General features: G+C 52.9%; 14 protein-coding genes. All 14 read right to left on the reverse strand.

From position 1 onward, the window contains the following. Window positions 1-58: 58 nt before the first annotated feature. Window positions 59-1321: a cell division protein FtsA gene (ftsA, locus tag P40081_RS27645; RefSeq protein ID WP_039304274.1), complete on the reverse strand. Its 1263-nt coding sequence runs from the start codon at window positions 1319-1321 to the stop codon at window positions 59-61. Between the two features lie 340 nt (window positions 1322-1661). Then, window positions 1662-2426 (reverse strand): cell division protein FtsQ/DivIB, encoded by a 765-nt coding sequence (locus P40081_RS27650; protein WP_042139383.1) that lies wholly within the window; start codon window positions 2424-2426, stop codon window positions 1662-1664. A 66-nt stretch (window positions 2427-2492) separates the two neighbouring features. Further along, entirely contained in the window at window positions 2493-3776 is a 1284-nt protein-coding gene (gene murA, locus P40081_RS27655; RefSeq protein ID WP_042139384.1) for a UDP-N-acetylglucosamine 1-carboxyvinyltransferase, read from the reverse strand. 186 nt (window positions 3777-3962) lie between these two features. Further along, complete coding sequence (gene murG / locus P40081_RS27660; RefSeq protein ID WP_042139385.1) at window positions 3963-5078, reverse strand: undecaprenyldiphospho-muramoylpentapeptide beta-N-acetylglucosaminyltransferase; 1116 nt, start codon at window positions 5076-5078, stop codon at window positions 3963-3965. Between the two features lie 5 nt (window positions 5079-5083). Beyond that, window positions 5084-6181: a stage V sporulation protein E gene (gene spoVE / locus P40081_RS27665; RefSeq protein ID WP_042139386.1), complete on the reverse strand. Its 1098-nt coding sequence runs from the start codon at window positions 6179-6181 to the stop codon at window positions 5084-5086. A gap of 49 nt (window positions 6182-6230) precedes the next feature. Then, window positions 6231-7652 carry a UDP-N-acetylmuramoyl-L-alanine--D-glutamate ligase gene (murD, locus tag P40081_RS27670; RefSeq protein WP_042139387.1) on the reverse strand — a complete coding sequence of 474 codons (1422 nt, stop codon included), beginning with the start codon at window positions 7650-7652 and terminating at the stop codon, window positions 6231-6233. Between the two features lie 3 nt (window positions 7653-7655). After that, a complete protein-coding gene (gene mraY / locus P40081_RS27675) occupies window positions 7656-8621 on the reverse strand; it encodes a phospho-N-acetylmuramoyl-pentapeptide-transferase (protein ID WP_039304257.1) in 966 nt (321 codons plus the stop codon). Between the two features lie 16 nt (window positions 8622-8637). Continuing rightward, a complete protein-coding gene (locus tag P40081_RS27680) occupies window positions 8638-10050 on the reverse strand; it encodes a UDP-N-acetylmuramoyl-tripeptide--D-alanyl-D-alanine ligase (protein WP_042139388.1) in 1413 nt (470 codons plus the stop codon). Further along, window positions 10047-11534: a UDP-N-acetylmuramoyl-L-alanyl-D-glutamate--2,6-diaminopimelate ligase gene (locus tag P40081_RS27685; RefSeq protein ID WP_042139389.1), complete on the reverse strand. Its 1488-nt coding sequence runs from the start codon at window positions 11532-11534 to the stop codon at window positions 10047-10049. The genes P40081_RS27680 and P40081_RS27685 overlap by 4 nt, the downstream gene beginning before the upstream one ends. 36 nt (window positions 11535-11570) lie before the next feature. After that, complete coding sequence (locus P40081_RS27690; RefSeq protein ID WP_042139390.1) at window positions 11571-13496, reverse strand: stage V sporulation protein D; 1926 nt, start codon at window positions 13494-13496, stop codon at window positions 11571-11573. 92 nt (window positions 13497-13588) lie between these two features. After that, complete coding sequence (locus tag P40081_RS27695) at window positions 13589-15733, reverse strand: PASTA domain-containing penicillin-binding protein (protein ID WP_231575207.1); 2145 nt, start codon at window positions 15731-15733, stop codon at window positions 13589-13591. 142 nt (window positions 15734-15875) lie between these two features. Next, a complete protein-coding gene (locus P40081_RS27700; protein ID WP_042139392.1) occupies window positions 15876-16271 on the reverse strand; it encodes a hypothetical protein in 396 nt (131 codons plus the stop codon). Between the two features lie 23 nt (window positions 16272-16294). After that, window positions 16295-17248 (reverse strand): 16S rRNA (cytosine(1402)-N(4))-methyltransferase RsmH, encoded by a 954-nt coding sequence (gene rsmH / locus P40081_RS27705; RefSeq protein WP_039304239.1) that lies wholly within the window; start codon window positions 17246-17248, stop codon window positions 16295-16297. Window positions 17249-17286: 38 nt separating this feature from the next. Next, on the reverse strand, window positions 17287-17724 hold the full coding sequence (gene mraZ / locus P40081_RS27710) for a division/cell wall cluster transcriptional repressor MraZ (protein ID WP_039304237.1): 438 nt from the start codon (window positions 17722-17724) through the stop codon (window positions 17287-17289). Window positions 17725-17878: the final 154 nt, after the last annotated feature.

Here is a 17878-nt window from a genome sequence, read left to right on the forward strand (position 1 = left end):
TCCATCTCCCCCTTGAGTAGTGCTTGGATGGCCAGTCCAAGTATATCTGGACTTACAGTTATATGAACTCGCTGAACATATTCTTTAGACGTTCTACCAGTCCCGGCTTCTTGGAAGAATCCTGGCTAGGTGCAGCACTTTGCTTGCTGCGGTTAACCGTCTTCTTATTGGCGCTTCCACCGCTGCTTCGTCCGCGGAATCTGCGCACAACGGTATGGAGTATACCCACACCGCCGGTGAACCCGGGGTCACGTACTCCAATATAATCAGGTACGGCAATACGTACGGAGGCTGCCAGCTCAGTCTGGGCTACCTTCAGCACGCCCGGCATCGAAACGGTGCCACCCGTTAGTATATAACCTCCCGGAAGCTCATTGTAACCAAGCCGTTTCACTTCCTGGCGGATCAGATGGAAGATTTCTTGAACTCTGGGCTCAATAATCGCCGCCAGATCTTCCTGGTTGAATTCCTTCTCAACATTGCTGCCGATCCGCAGAACCTTGAACACGACATCCGAGGCAGCGTCATCAATCCAGGCACAGCCATATTTCAGCTTGACCTTCTCGGCCTGATCCGTAAGTGTTCGCAGACCGTATGCAATATCATTGGTTATAAATTCTCCGCCGATCGGAATCGTAGAGGTTGCGCACAAGGAACCTTCTTCATATACGGCTATCGTCGCCTGGCCGGCACCGATATCCACCAGTACTGCTCCCATTGATTTCTCATCCTTGGAAAGCGCTAATCCGCCTGCCCCGAGAGACATAAGCACAAGATCTTTAACCTTCAGACCTGATTTCTCCACGCAGCGCAGCAGATTATGTATTGGTGTCTTAGCCCCGGTAATGATCGTCGCTTCAACCTCGAGGCGAACTCCGATCATTCCGCGCGGATCTTGAATTCCTTCAAGCCCGTCGACGATATATTGCTTGGCGACAACATCAATGACTTCGCGCTCAGGAGGCAGTGCTATGACCTCAGCAGCCTTGATTACGCGGTCGATATCATCTTCGCCGATCTCACGGTCTTCATTCTGCACGGCAACTACGCCGTGACTGGATTGCAGGCCGATATGATTACCGGATATACCGACATACACCTCGGATATTTGAATACCGACCATTTGCTCCGCATGTTCTACGGCACTCTTGATCGATTGCACAGTCTGATCGATGTCTACAATCGCACCCTTGCGTATTCCTTCCGAATCAGCAGATCCAACGCCAATAATATTAAAGGTTCCATTGGTAACTTCCCCAATAATTGCCCGAACTTTGGATGTACCGATGTCCAAACTAACAATGATGTCATTGTTGCTCAAGCCCTATGGCACCTCCTGTTATAATCATAATGAATTGTGAAGCCAAATAAATAGAAAATACGCTTTGATCCCGGTCCCGGGAAACTTCTCTGTACATATTCAACATCCCTAATCCTTTCCCTCTTTTTTCTACAAATTTTTTGAATGGAATAATATAACAGCCTTTTGGCATGCAAACAACTGCTTTCAATTTTTTCTAAAGCATATAAGTTCTACCTTTTAAGAAATGACAGCTATATCCATGAATGCATTTCAAAAAATCCGCAGAAAAAAGAGGGATATTGCTTATTGCCCGTAAAACCGATTGTAGCATTTTTTCCGCTCTATTAGTAGGGACTATTTACTCTTGTGTGTCTGAATCCTCCCCGGAATCCTCCGCTTCCGTATGAAATGGGACATAAGAATCGGCCTCAAGCATCTTGATCAATCCCGGCTGCTCGTTTTCAATCACTTGATTCAGGTATTCCACCTTATCCTTAAGCAGTGAAATTGCCGTAATGACCTCAAACCGTGAACGTGTATACAGCTTAATACGGTCCGGAAAAGACAAAGTCGGGGAGGGGACGATCTCGGATATATCACTGGTCAGTTCATTCGGAATATCAGCCAGCGCCTGGCACAGCTTCGTCTTGTAAGGATCATCAGCTTTCCAGTTGGTTAATATCGGCTTCTCAACGGCAATCCCAGTATCCTTGACAGATACTGCAGCTCCGCTGGACAGAATCGCCTCAAGCGATCCAGCCTCATCCAGCTCGTATGCCACTGCGGGGAATTCCTTAATGCTGATGTTAATCACACCGGGGAATTTCTTGTCCACAGCCGCTTCCTGAACCGTCTTCAGTCCTGTCAGTGCACTTTCCACGGAATCTCCGGAGACCGCGAAGAACTGTCCGCCGATTGTAAGACCGCTTGCGGCAAGCAATTCCTCCCGGGATGTATATTTATCCCCCTGGAAATTGATTGCCGTAATCTTACTGACGGACGAACGGAAAAATATCACGGCCAGCAGCGCAATAAACAGCAGCAGCAGGATAATGGTGATTTTACGGCTCATTCTCTTACTGGGCTTGTCCTCTTTAAGAAGAGGCATTCGGGTTTTAGGCATTCTCATATCTCCGTAATAAGGCCCTGTCTCCTTCCCGCGCACTCGGGCCGAAGGAGACAGGGAGCTTTAATTGGCCAAATCCAGCGGGTCCGGTACAGGTACCTTGCGGCTAATGCGTGCACCCAGCTTCTGAAACAGTATCTCGATGCCGTCATATCCGCGGTCAATATGATGCGCCTGCTCAACAACGGTAGTTCCTTGAGCGGCAAGTCCGGCGATAACCAGGGCAGCTCCGGCACGCAGGTCGGTGGCTTCTACCGTAGCTCCGTATAATCTCTGCACTCCGCGTATAAACGCCCGGTTCAGGTCAATGGAAATGTCGGCTCCCATCCGGGCCATCTCTTCCACATGCTTAAAGCGTCCTTCAAATACAGTTTCTTTAATCACACTGAATCCGTCAGCCAGGGACAAAAGGACCATCACCTGGGATTGCAGATCTGTAGGGAACGAAGGATAAGGGGAGGTTACAATTCTTTCTACTGCACGCGGACGCCCCATACAGCTGATATTAATTATATCATTGCAAACTGTAATTTGAACACCGGCACGCCTCAGAACATGGATCAGGGATGTCAAATGTCCTGCGTTGGTGTGGGTCAGTGTCACATTCCCCCTTGTAGCTGCAGCTGCGATCATTACGGTCCCGGCAACTATCCGGTCGGGAATGACCTCATAATTGCAAGGATACAGCTTGGAGACGCCCTGAATGGTGATCGTATCTGTTCCCGCACCGATGATTTGCGCACCCATCGCATTCAGGAAATTCTGCAGATCCTGGATTTCCGGCTCTCTGGCCGCTCCGGACACCGTTGTGGTCCCCTCCGCCATAGCGGCAGCCATCATGATATTCTCCGTGGCTCCGACGCTTGGATAATCCAGATGAATATCACAGCCTGTCAGTTTGGCAGCCCGGCAGCAGATCATCCCGCTGGTCTCCTCAATCTCCGCCCCGAGCAGCTTCAGACCCTGCAGGTGAAGATCAATTTTGCGTTCCCCGATGGCACAGCCGCCCGGCTGATAAATCGTTACTTCACCAAACCTGGACAGAAGCGGTCCCATTAGAAAAATGGAGGATCTCATCTGCCGCATTAAATCCTCCGGAACATGGGAGGTTGCGACGCAGGTTGTATCGACCGTAACCGTTTCATCTTCATGCACGGCCCTGCAGCCCAGCCTTTCCAGAATATCCAGCATAGTTTCGATGTCCAGCAGCTTCGGCACATTATGCAGTGAGTGAACTCCTTCGGCCAGCAGGCTTGCCGCCAGAATCGGCAGGGCCGCATTTTTCGCTCCATGGATACGTATGGTGCCTGACAGGGGATTTCCACCCTCAATCACCAATTTGTCCAATGTATCACCTCCGAGATTACCGCTCACCCACCGTTGGGCACTTCCTGTACACAGATCAACAGAAATAGGCCGGGAAGCTACCCCGCTCCACATTTCATGAACTGGAAGTGCTCTGGGTGATTGTCACGATTATAGGATCATCCTATGTTCGTGACCTCTCGTGTGTGACAATGTAAGCCCGGGATTCTAGCGTTTCCGGCCTGCGGCCAGTCTGCGGAGCTCGGCGACAACCAGCGAGGCGGAGTCTCTTTTACCCAGCCGCCTTGAGGCATCGGACATACTGCGGCGTGCAGCGTCCGCTCCGATAATTTTATGCACCGCTGCGAATAGTGCCTCGCCGCTTAAATCCTTCTCCAGCAGCACAACGGCTGCCCCTTCACGTTCAAGCTGTCTGGCATTCGCTTCCTGGTGATTATTCGTCACATTGGGAGAAGGGATAAGCACAGAGGGAATGCCAAGCGCAGTAATCTCTGCAAGAAACGATGCCCCCGCCCGGTTCACGATGAGTGAAGTACAGGCCAGTACCTCGGGCATATTATGAATATACGGAAGAATATGCAGGGAGTTCGGCAAGCTTCCGAGCTTCTCGCGCACAGCTTTACGGGTTTCCTCGAAATAAGCCTCTCCGGTAACATACACATATTGAACACCATTACCCTTACCCACAAACGGAGCCATTTCAATCATCGCCCGGTTAATTGCCCTGGCGCCTCCGCTTCCTCCGACTACCAGCACAACCGTACTGCCTTCAGGAATCCCAAGTGAAGCGAATCCCCGCTGCGGGTTGGCAGTCATTACCGTAGTTGCCCGGGGGTTACCTGTGTAGATTACGTTCTTAGCCCCTGGAAAAGCCGGCTCCGTGCCTTCAAAGCTTACGGCGACCGTATCGGCATACCGGCTGAGGAAGCGGTTGGTCAGGCCCGGGATCGCGTTCTGTTCATGGATAAGCGTCGGGATGCCGAGCCGTGATGCAGCGTACACTACCGGCCCGCAGACATATCCGCCCGTGCCGATAACGACATCCGGCTTGAACTCCCGCAGCATGGCTTTGGAGGCCTTCACCCCCTTCAGGAAACGCATTACCGTCTTCACATTGTCCATCGAGAGCTTACGGCGGAAGCCGGTAATATCAATCGCTTTAAAGGGCAGATTCTCTTGGGGAACAAGCTTGCTCTCCAGACCGCGTTTGCCCCCGATATACAGGAAGACGGATTTCTCTTCTTCGGATTCCAGCTGTCTGGCCACGGCTACGGCCGGATAGATATGTCCGCCCGTACCGCCGCCGCTTAATACAATACGCATGTCTTTCACCTCGCATAACGGGATAAATTAAGTAGAATGCCAAGTGCTGTAAGCATCAGGGTCAGCGATGAGCCTCCATAGCTGATCAGCGGAAGCGTAATGCCGGTAACCGGCATGAGGCCGATAACCACACCGATGTTGATGATCACCTGAATAGCGACCATACAGACGATGCCCACGGCCAGATAGCTGCCGAAACGGTCCGGCAGACTCATCGCTACCTTCATTCCGCGCCAGATCAGAATCAGGAAGAGCAGCAGCACTGCCAGTCCCCCGATAAACCCCAGCTCCTCAGCCAATATGGAAAAAATAAAATCGGTCTGCGGCTCCGGCACATAGCTGTACTTCTGCCGGCTCATGCCGAGACCCAAGCCCCCCAGTCCGCCGGGGCCAATCGCGTACAGCGACTGTATGATCTGATATCCGGCCCCGAGCGGATCAGACCAGGGGTCCAGGAAGGCCGTAATCCGCTGCAGACGGTAGGGTGCGGCGGCAATAAGCCCCACGAACCCGGCAACACCCAGCGCGCCCAGGGAGAGCAGATGCTTCATCCGGGCCCCTGCCGTGAAGACCATCATCAACGCAGCCCCGAACATGACAGTGCCTGTACCGAGATCCGGCTGGAGCATGATCAGCGCAAAAGCGGAACCGATCAGCGCAAGCGGCGGAAGCAGGCCGCGGGTGAAGCTGGAAATATCGTAATCCTCTGTTCCGAGCCATTTGGCGAGAAAGAGGATCATCCCCATCTTCATGAACTCCGAGGGCTGAATGCCGAAAGAACTGATTCCCAGCCAGCTGCGCGCACCTCCGCGCACGACCCCGATGCCGGGAACCAGCACCAGCACCAGCAGTATGAAGCAGAAAATCAGGGCCGGCCTGGCGAACTTCTTCAGCACCACATAATCCGTATTCGCAGTGATGAACATGGCGATAAGACCCAGGCCTGCGAACAGCAGCTGTCTTTTGACAAAATAAAACGAGTCGCCATAATTGCGGAAGCCCAAAACGGACCCGGCGCTGTATACCATTACCATACCGATGGCCAGCAAAGCCAATATCGGAAGCAGCAGCCAGATATCGGGCGCATGACGGGATTTGTTCATCAGGAGCACACCTCTTGCATCCGTAGTAGGGGCTTATCCACCCCCCTACTTAAAGGTTATGCACCGCCTCTTTAAAAATACGCCCGCGCTCCTCATAGGATGTAAACATATCCCAGCTGGCACAGGCAGGAGAGAGGAGAACTACATCTCCTGCTTCCGCAAGAGCGGAAGCCTCCCGCACGGCCTCTTGCAGCACGGCGGCGGCGCTCTCCCCATTATCGACGGAGATGATTGTCTTTACTCCTGCCAGCTGCGCAACCGCGGCCAGCTTGTCCTTCGTCTCCCCAAGAGCCACCAGTGCCTTGACGTTCCCTCCGAGGACAGGCAGCAGCTCCATATAATCAGAACCGCGGTCCAGACCTCCGGCAACGAGGATGACCGGCTTCTTGAAGGACCCCAGCGCCATGGCTGTAGCTTTGGAATTGGTAGCCTTGGAATTGTTATAGTAGGCGGCCCCCGCCTTGTCTGTCACATATTCCAGCCGGTGCTCCACACCGCGGAAGGAAGCCAGCACTCCGCCAAGCACTGCCGGGTCCGCGCCTGCGGCAATAGCGATGCCGCAGGCGGCCAGCGCATTCTCTACATTGAAGCGGCCCGGAAGGCCGATCGAATCCACATCGGCTATTTCGGTCTCGCTCTCCGTATAATCCCGGTAAATGATTACCCGCTTCAGATCATCTTCTGTCTCCGGCACAAAGGATGGACGGACAAAAATGCCCTGAACCAGTTCTTCAGTCATGGAGAAGGGCAGGATGGCTGCTTTGATATATGGAACCAGCTCGCGGCAGACCGGATCATCCCAGTTCAGTACAGCGGTGTCGCCCGGCCCCTGATTCGCGAACAGCTTGGATTTGGAGGCCACATAATCCTCCATCCCCCCATGATAATCCAGATGGGTCTCGGCAACATTCAACAGGGCAGCGACCTTGGGCCGGAAGGCTTCCGTCCCTTTGAGCTGGAAGCTGCTGAGCTCGACAACCATCCAGTTGTCCACGTCAGCCTCCTGAGCGGCCTGACAGAGCGGCGTACCGATGTTCCCGGCAACTATGGGCCTCATCCCCGCTGCCTCCAGCATACGGCCAACCCAGGTCGTTGTAGTCGTCTTCCCGTTGGAGCCCGTAATACCGATCATAGGTGCGGCGCAGAGATGGTAAGCCACCTCTACCTCCGTTACGACTTCGATGCCAAGCTCAAGAGCCTGCTGCACCGGAGCCACGGAATAGGGAATCCCCGGATTCTTTACAACAAGCGCAACACCCTCATGAATCAGCCCTTCCGGATGCCCGCCGCATATAACAGAAATTCCCAAAGATTCCAGTTCGGAAGCTTCGGGACTTTGATCTCTTTCCTTTTTATCATTGACCGTCACAACCGCGCCGCGCTCATGCAGCACCTTGGCCACCTGGACGCCGCTTTTGGCGAGCCCCAGGACGACCACTTCTTCACCACGGTACAAATCCGGATGCTTCATATGTTACAACCCCTTGATGAGATATAGTCCAACAGCCGCTAGCACCAGGCTCACCGCCCAGAAGGAGACAACCACACGCCACTCCGACCAGCCGCCCAGCTCAAAGTGATGATGGATCGGGCTCATTCGGAATACCCGTTTGCCGCGTGTTTTGAACGAAGCGACCTGAATAATTACGGACAGCATTTCGACTACGAAGACACCGCCGATCACCACGAAGAGCAGCTCGGTCTTCGTTACAATGGCAATCGCGCCAATGGCGCCGCCAATCCCGAAGGAGCCGAAATCACCCATGAACACTTTGGCCGGATGGGCATTGAATACCAGAAAGCCAAGTACTGCACCAATCATCGCAGCAGCGCAGACACCGGCAGCAATGGAGGTTGCCTGCATGGCAACTACAGCAAAAGCAGCGAGCGCGATCGCACTGACACCGGACAGCAGTCCGTCCACACCATCCGTGAAGTTAACCGCATTGGTTACCGCCATCATCATCAGGACAATAAACGGATAGTAGAACCAGCCGCCCCAGTCAAAGCTCACCGATGTTCCCGGAATGCTGATGTTTGTATGATGTCCGCCGGAAATGAGCAGGGCGCATAGAACGATACCGACCAGCAGCTGGCCGGCAAGCTTCTGGCGTGCCGTCAGCCCGAGGGAACGTTTGAAGGCAATCTTAATATAGTCATCCAGGAAACCGATCAGACCGTAACCCAGCGTAGCTACCAGAAGTACGTAGAAATCCGAATTAATCACCGAAAATTTCAGAAAAGATAACGTGAATGCCACCATGATGATAATTCCGCCCATCGTAGGCGTTCCCGCCTTCTTCAGATGGGTCTGAGGCCCGTCGTCGCGAACCTGTTGTCCGAACTTCATCCGGCGCAGCAGCGGGATAATCAGCGGAGCGGCAATGACCGCAAGGATAAAGGACACAGCAATAGTCAGCAGAAGTAATTGATAATCCATGGGTACACCCCCTCCATTAGTTTAAGTCAGCTTCAGAATATTCTTTCAGGCGGTGAAGCACTTCCTCCAGACGCATCCCCCGGGACGCTTTGAAGAGTACTACATCCCTGGAACCACATTTGGTGTTCAAGGCAGTGATCAATGCTTCTTTGTCTTCAAAAGCAAATACATGTCCGGCCCCGAATCTCTCCGCCGCAGCCGCAGCAATATGAGCAGCGAGCGGTCCGTAAGTGTATACCGCATCCGTCAGTGCAGGATCGAGATAGGTACCGATCTGCTGGTGGAACAGAACTTCATCAGGCCCAAGTTCCAGCATGTCCCCCAGCACCGCGATTCTGCTCCCGCTGCACTTCATGGACTGCAGCACATCTATCGCTGCTCTCATGGACGTAGGGCTGGCATTGTAAGCATCGTTCAGCAGCGTCAGCCCGTTCGCCGCCTGCATCACTTCAATCCGCATGCCGGTCAGCTTAAGTCCGGCTATTCCGGTCTCTATATTCTCGTCAGTCACACGGAAATGGCGCGCAACCGCTAGTGCAGCGAGTGCGTTAATGACATTGTGACGCCCCGGCAGAGGCAGCGTGAAGGCACGCTCGGCATGAAGATGCGAAGTGAAGGTCATTCCAGCGCCATGAGTCATGAGACCTGTAGGATAGTCATCATTGTCTCCGGACTGCCCGAAACGGAAGCTGAGCATCCCTTCCGGCGGATTAAACCCTGGCTCTGCCATAACTTCTGCGAGCAGCGGTTCATCCCCGTTATAAATGAGCAGGCCGCCCGGCTTAAGTCCGTCCACAATCTCCAGCTTGGCCCGGGCAATTTCCTTGCGGGACCCGAGCTGCAGCAGATGGGATTCGCCCACGTTGGTAATCACAGCCACATCAGGGGCAGCTATCCTGGACAGCAGGGAAATCTCACCGCGCGAGCTCATGCCCATCTCCAGCACAGCAATCTCAACATCGCTGTCCATGGAGAGAATCGTAAGCGGCAGACCGATGTGATTATTGAAATTGCCCTGTGTTTTGTGTACCTTGTACTGCACTTCAAGAAGAGCGGTAATCATATCTTTGGTCGTTGTCTTGCCGTTGCTGCCTGTCACGGCGACTACACGCGGCGCGAGCTCGCCCAGATAAGCCGAGGACAGTCTCTGCAAAGCGGCCAGTGTATCCTCCACCAGAATGGCAGGACCGTCTTCAGGCGCAGGCCCCTTATCCCGCTGCCAGAGCGTAGCGGCCGCTCCTGCTGCCAGAGAAGCAGCAGCGTAATGATGGCCGTCAAAGTTATCTCCGGCCAGAGGAACGAACAGGCAGGCAGGCGTAATTTTGCGGGAATCGGTTACGACTCCCGCAAGTTCAATATCCTTATCTTCAGCAGAGGACAGCTCTCCCCCGCACATTTCCGCAATAGTATACAGCGTTCTTGTAATCAATAGCTTCGGCCCCTTATCACTTCTTTGGCTACGATGCGGTCATCAAAATCATGAACGACTCCGCCGATTAGCTGATAGGTCTCATGACCTTTCCCCGCAATCAATACTACATCGCCGGGGCTTGCCATTTCAATAGCTTTTCTGATCGCTTCCCGCCGGTCGGGAATCATCTCGTACCGTTCCTGTGACACGCCGTCCTCAAGAAGTCCCGCTTCAATATCGCGCAGAATCAGCAGCGGATCCTCTGTCCGGGGATTGTCGGAAGTAACCATGACACGATCACTGTATTTGGCAGCTATTTTGCCCATCAGCGGCCGTTTGGTCGTATCCCGGTCTCCGCCGCAGCCAAAGACGGTAATTACCTTGCCGGCAGCGAATTCACAGACAGCCTTCAGCACATTCTCCAGACCATCCGGCGTATGCGCGTAGTCTACGATGACTGCGAAATCCTGTCCGGCATCCACAGACTCGACACGTCCGTCCACACCGGCTACTGACTCCAGACTGGCTTTGATATCTTCCAGCGGCACATCCTCCAGCAGAGCAGCAGTAATGGCCGCAAGTGCATTATAGACATTGAACTTGCCGACCATCCGGAGCGAAATATCTGTCTTCCCCTTAAACGTATCCACATGGAAAAAAGTTCCTTTGGACGTGATCGAAATTTGAGAGGCCCGGACATTGGCAGGGGTGTCGATACCATATGTAATCACTTCCGCAGCGGTCTGGTCAGCAAAATAGCTGCTTGCTGCATCATCCGCGTTGAGAACTGCATATTTACGTTCTTCCTTCCACGGTGAAATCACATTGCCAAGCCGCGAGAAGAACAGCGCCTTAGCCGCGCGGTACTCCTCCATCGTATGGTGATAATCCAGATGATCCTGAGTCAGGTTAGTGAATATCGCTGTGCGGTAGTCCGTTCCCTTCACCCGTCCCTGCTGAAGTGCATGGGAGGATACCTCCATCACACAGCACTGCACACCTTTGGATGCCATTTCGTTCAAAGTGCGCTGAAGCTCAAGCGATTCCTGCGTAGTACCGGACATTGGATAACTTTGTCCGTCGTAACGCATCTGAATCGTCCCGATCAGCCCCGTTTTCACGCCATTGTCCTGCATAATTTTCTCAATGAGATACGTAGTGGTGGTTTTGCCGTTGGTTCCGGTAATCCCAATCATCTTCATCCGGCTGCTGGGTGAGCCGAAGAACGCATTCGACAGCACGGACATCGCAAACCGGCAGTCATCTACCACGATCTGCGGCAGATCGATTTCCAGCTTCCGCTCACAGACTAGTGCAGCCGCACCGCTTGCGGCTGCCTGCGGTGCATAATCATGTCCATCCACTGTATGACCGGGCAGGCAAATGAACAAATCGCCCGGCTTAACCTTGCGGGAATCCACCTGCAAATCCGTAATCTCGGTCTCACCTTCCCCGTATAGACGCGAAGCGGCAAGACAGGATGACAATTCATTAATTTTCATAGTAATCCCTCACTCTACATTTGTCAGACTATCCTATTATTCACTGGAAGTTCCCATATAAATCCGGATGGTTGAACCCTGCTCCACTCTTGCCCCCGCTTTGGGCGCCTGATTAATCACTGTATTGCCTGATCCGGAGCGGGCCAGCATGAAATTCATGTTCAAATCCTCATAAATATCCTGAACGGTAGCTCCTGTCAGATCGGGAACTGTCACAATCGGAGTCTCCCCATATTTATAGGTCTTCGGCAGCTGATCCTTACGCTGCGGAACCTTCAGATAATGAAGCGAATCCTCAAGAATATTCTGGACGATCGGAGCTGCTACCACACCCCCAAACTGAATTCCCTTGGGATTATCAACTGCGGTGTACACTACGATCTGCGGATCATCCGCTGGTGCAAATCCGATAAAAGAGACGATATGCTCCGTAGGAGAATACCGGCCGTTAATAACCTTCTGTGCCGTCCCTGTCTTGCCGCCCACACGGTAGCCGTCAATAAACGCCGGCCGGCCTGTGCCTTTGGCAACTACGCTCTCAAGGGCGGCCCGCACCTTCTTCGAAGTCTCCTCCGAGATCACCTGCCGCACTTCCTCCGGCTCAACCTCGGATACGACATTACCGGTATCCGGATTAATCCAGGCTTTGGCAACATGCGGAGTATACAGCCTGCCGCCGTTAATCGCTGCAGACACCGCAGCAATCTGCTGGATCGGTGTTACGGATACCCCTTGGCCAAAGGCCGTGGTAGCAAGCTCGACCGGCCCTACCTGCGCCGGCTTGAACAGAATCCCGTTCGCTTCACCGTTGAGGTCGATCCCTGTCTTCGTGCCAAACCCGAAATCACGGATATACTTAAACAGGGTATCCTTGCCGAGACGCTGGCCCAGGGCAACAAACCCAGGGTTGCAGGAATTCTCCACCACTTCAAGGAACGTCTGGCTTCCGTGGCCGCCTTTTTTCCAGCAGCGCAGCTTGGCACCGCCCACTTCAATATATCCCGGATCGAAAAAATGCTCATGCTGCAGATCAACCTTCCCCTCCTGCAGCGCAGCAGCCAGGGTAATGATCTTGAAGGTGGAGCCCGGTTCATACGTCATCCAGATCGGAAGATTCCGGTTATATACTTCGGCATCGTATTCCTTATAGGAGCCCGGCTCATAACCCGGCCGGCTCGCCATGGCCAGAATCTCACCATTGCGGGGGTCCATCGCAATCGACCAGGCACCTTGCGCCTGATACTTCACCATGGCCTGATCGAGCTCGCGTTCCATGATCGACTGAATCTGCTTATCAATTGTCAGCTGCAGGCTCAGCCCGTCCTGAGGCTCGGTATACTTCTCCGAGGAGCCTGGCATCAGCCGTCCTCCGGCATCGGACAGATACGATATATTGCCTGCGCTGCCTTGAAGCAGCTTATCGTAGATGCTCTCTATCCCGGTGATCCCCTGATTGTCAATTCCCGTGAAGCCGAGAATATGTGCGGCTAAATCGCCATAGGGATAATACCGTTTGTTATCCTCAGCCACAACGATGCCCGGCAGCTGCAAATCACGGATGCTCGCGGCAAGCTCCATCGTAATTTTGCGGCCGCCGGGCTGCAGTTTCACCGAGGCTTTCTTTTGGGTCAGCAGAGTGACCAGCTTCTCCTCGGTCATACCGAGCAGCGGAGCCAGCTGCTTCGCGGTCTGTTGCTTTTCCTTCACCTGCACAGGAATGGCATAGATCGTTGGCGAGCTGATATTATATGCCAGGGCAACGCCCTCCCTGTCCAGAATCTCGCCGCGTTTGGCGGTGAAGGGAATATTCCGCCGCCAGGATTCCTCAGCCTTGGCGCTCAGCTTCTCCCCTTGTGATAACTGTACATAGGCAAGACGCACGGCCAGCGAACCGAACAACACGGCCAGTCCCAGCAGCGTCCACAGCATTCTCCGCCGAGTTACGACTTTCGAAACCTTCATTCCGTTCTCCCCGCTTTCGCTCGTATAGACATGATCTCTTATCTTCATGACTATTCGGGACAAACAGGGGTTAGAACAAGCCTATATAGGCGCTACTCCGCAGGATCCTCTGCATCGGGGTCAACGTTGACGGCTACAGGGATATTCTCCCCGTATTCATTCAGGGGACTGAGCTTCAGAGAAATATGCGTTTTGTTGTTATTCTTGGTCTGCGTCTGCTCTGTGACATAACCTTCGCCCTCAACCGTTATCCCTACTTTGAGCAGATTGAGAATTTCCAGGGCATCACGCAAAGATTCTCCCTTCAAATCGGGAATGGTCATTGCTTCATCCTGCTGGGTAAGCAGATAAATCCGCTGTCCGGCGGCAAGCTTTGTGCTCTTATCCGGATATTGGCTGATTACCTTTGCCCCTGTGCCGACAATCTCGAAGTCAAAGCCTTGATTAAGGAGCAGCTGTCTGGATTCCTTAACGGTTTTGTTCACGAGATCAGGCGTACTGCGCAGCTCTGAGGAGTCAGCCGCCAGCTTGACTGACGTTTTACTTCCCACTGCTTTATCCGAATCAACCGTTTTGGGTACGCCCATATATTGCAGGGACTGCGAGACTATCTCTTTGAAAATAGGTCCGGCTGCGGCTCCTCCGCCGGCAGCATCCGCAGGCTCATCAATTACGACGAATACCGCGATCTTCGGATTATTGGCCGGAGCGTAGCCGAGGAAGGAAGCAAGCACCTTATCCCGGTCATACCCGCCCTTGCCGTCAGGCTTAATCGCCGTTCCGGTCTTGCCGGCCACCCGGTATCCTTCGATATAGGCATGCCGTCCGGTTCCGATTACCTGGTCTGCCACGACCTGCTCGAGATAGCTGCCGGTTTCACGGGCGCTGTCCTCGGAAATGACCTGCCGCACAACCTCCGGCTGAGTCACCGTCGTCTTGCCTGTATTAGGATCGGTAACTTCCTTCACTACATGCGGCACCATCAGCTTGCCGCCGTTCGCAATCGCCGCCATCGCCGTGAGCTGCTGAATCGGTGTAACCAGCAGCTTGCCATGGCCATAGGCCAAGGTAGCATTCTCTATCGGCCTGTTCGGATTCGGGTTGACAATACCGGTGGTTTCACCCGGGAGGTCAATGCCCGTCTTTTCCGTAAAGCCGAAATCCTTGATATATTTCAGCAGCTTTTCCTGGCCCAGCAGTTCATAACCAATCTTGACAAAGGCTACGTTACTGGAACGTTTGACCCCTTGAAGCAAGGTGATATCTCCGTAACCGGCTCTGTTCATATCATAGATCGGTTTGCTGTACCCTTTGATCCGGATAGAGCCCGAATGGACTGTCTCTTCCGGATTAAACAGCTTCTCCTGAACGGCACCGGCCAGCGGTACAATTTTGAACGTGGAGCCCGGCTCAAATCTCGACATGATCGCGTGGTTATAGAAGCCAGCCGCATCCTGATTAAGGTCATAATATTCATTCGGATTGAAGGTCGGCATATTGGCCAGTCCAAGAATCTCCATCGTATTCGGATCGGCAGCAATGACGCTTATCGACTTCGGTTTGTACTCGGCATAAGCCTTCTTCATCGCCTCTTCGATATAGTGCTGAATGGTGCTGTCGATGGTCAGCTTGAAATTACTTCCGTTCACTACAGGCTGGTAGCTATCCTGTGAATCGGGCAGCTTGATTCCCTTGCCGTCACTTTGATAATTCAGCTTGCCATCCGTACCGGCGAGCTGTTTGTCGAAGTACTTTTCCAGACCCATGACCGCATTGCCGTCCCTGTCGGTGTAGCCCAGAATATGCGCAGCCAGTGAGTCCTTCGGATAATAACGCTTCTGCTCTCTAACAAGCCCTACACCCGTTTCCAGGGTATCATGCTCTTTCTTAAGCTTATCCACAAAAGCCGTAACCTTATCGGCCAGATCCTGATTAATCTTCCAGCCTTCGTTGCGGATCTCCCGGTTCTTGTAGTAATTGCCCTTATCGTCTTTGGCCTCTACCAGCTTCTTCAGCTCATCTTCAGGCTTGCCAAGCAGTTCATGCAGTCCCTGGATGACCTCCTGGCCGATCCCCTTCTCGGCAATGACCTCGGGGTCAACCACAACAGTATAGGCAGGAACGTCACTGGCCAGAACACTGCCGTTACGGTCTTCAATCACACCGCGGACCGCCTTGATGGTTGAAGTATGTGCCCACTGCGTAGCTGCTTCCTTCTGCCACTTCTCACTCTGCATTACCTGAATCCAGAAAACTCTGCCGACTAAAACAAGAAAAAAGAGGGTAATACACCCTCCTATAAACAGCGTGCGAAGTTTTATTCTTTTTACCATAGCAAACCTCACAGATTCTATTATTGCGATTGAAGTCAATCGCTGATTAATTGCCGGCTTTGTCAGTGACCTGTTTACTAAGCGGTACATAGATTGTTGAATCTACAGGAGGAGTCTTATATCCCATCTCTTCCGCCCGCTTGACCACCGTCTGTTCAAGCGTCTGCTTCTCCATCTGATAGGTAGCAATTTGCTTCTTGCTCTTCGCGATCTCGCTGTCCAGCTTCTGTGCCTGCAAGTTCAAATCATAAATATGGACGTAACGCCAGATCAGGGCGGCAGATACCAGGATAAAGGCTCCCAGCGTCATCATATACAAAAGCTTCTCCTGCAGCGGAAGCACTCTCCGCCTGGTGACGACTTTTGTCTTCTCACGGTAAAGCGGGTTTACCTCTTCTTTTCTCTTGGGTTGAACTGCTAAATTGCCGCGGGTATAGGCCATCTCTGACTCTCCTTTATCGTCATTTACAATTTCTCTGCAATGCGCAGTTTGGCTGAACGGGCACGTGAATTAAGCTCCAGTTCCTCTTCTCCGGGTACGATGGGCTTGCGGTTAATCAGTTTCAGGGTTCCTTTGGCGCCGCATACACAGTAGGGCAGGTCAGGCGGACAGGTACATCTGCTTAAATAGCTGCTGAAAATCTGTTTGCAGATCCGGTCCTCCAGCGAATGGAAGGTAATTACGGATACTCTTCCCTCAGGTGCAAGGCAGCGTACAGCAGCATGCAGTCCATCCTCAAAAGCACCCAGCTCATCATTGACAGCAATCCGCAGGCCCTGGAAGCTCCGTTTGGCAGGATGTCCTCCTGTCCTCCGCGCAGCTGCTGGAATGCCCTCTTTAATCAGCTCAGCCAATTCTCCGGTGCCCTCCACCGGACGCTCTTCCCGGCGCTCCACAATTTTGCGGGCAATCCGCCGTGAGAACTTCTCTTCTCCATACTGGAAAAGCACACGGGCAATTTCCTGTTCACTCCAGGTATTGACGATATCGGCCGCAGTCAGCTGTGCCGACTGGTCCATCCGCATATCCAGCGGAGCATCGTGATTGTAGCTGAACCCCCGCTCCCCTTCGTCAAACTGTGGAGAAGATACCCCCAGATCGAACAGAATCCCGTCCACTTGGGGAACTCCGTCCTTTTGCGGAACAAAGGGCAGTTCCTTCAGTACTTGCTCGAGGTCACGGAAGTTGGTCTTAACCGTAACCACTTTGTCTCCGTACTCGGCCAATCTCTCTTTGGCATTGTTCAGCGCCCAGTCATCCTGGTCCAGACAGATCAGCCGTCCTTCGCCGCTAAGCTTGGATGCAATAAGCGAACTGTGCCCGGCTCCTCCGAGCGTACAGTCAACGTATATACCATCCTTCTTGATGTGCAGCCCTTCTGTCGCTTCTTCCTTAAGCACCGTGATGTGGTGAAACAAGCTGCATCCCTCCAAGGCAGTAATTCGAATTGTATGTTTTATAGATCAAAATTGAAATCAACCAATTTCTCGGCAATCTCGTTGAACGATTCCTCTGACTGTTCGAAGTACTGCTCCCATAGCTCCTTGTTCCAGATCTCCACCCGGTTCGAAACGCCCAGAATAACACAGTCCTTGTCCAGCTTGGCATATTGCCGCAGATTCCCCGGCAGATTCACCCTGCCTTGCTTGTCCCATACACATTCAGTCGCTCCCGAGAAAAAAAAGCGGCTGAAGGCACGGGCGTCCGATTTCATCAGTGATAGGCTTTTAAGCTTTTGCTCCATGATTCCCCATTCTTCCATGGGATAAACAAACAGGCAGGAGTCGAGGCCGCGGGTCGCCACGAAGGAGGTTCCGAGCAATTCACGGAACTTAGCCGGGATAATGATCCGGCCTTTGTCGTCAATGCTATGCTGGTATTCCCCCATAAACATGATCTTTCCCCACCCCTAAGTACCGATTCCCCACTTTGCCCCACTTTTCACCACTTAAGCATAATAGATTCGCCATTAAAAATCAAAAACCTTTTTCCGAAGCAAGGTAATTTTTTCTTGTTTGTCAAGTGGCTCTGCAATATTCCGCAAAAAA

Origin of the sequence: Paenibacillus sp. FSL P4-0081 (assembly GCF_000758565.1) — a bacterium.
GTDB classification, from domain to species: Bacteria; Bacillota; Bacilli; order Paenibacillales; family Paenibacillaceae; genus Paenibacillus_AQ; species Paenibacillus_AQ phytohabitans.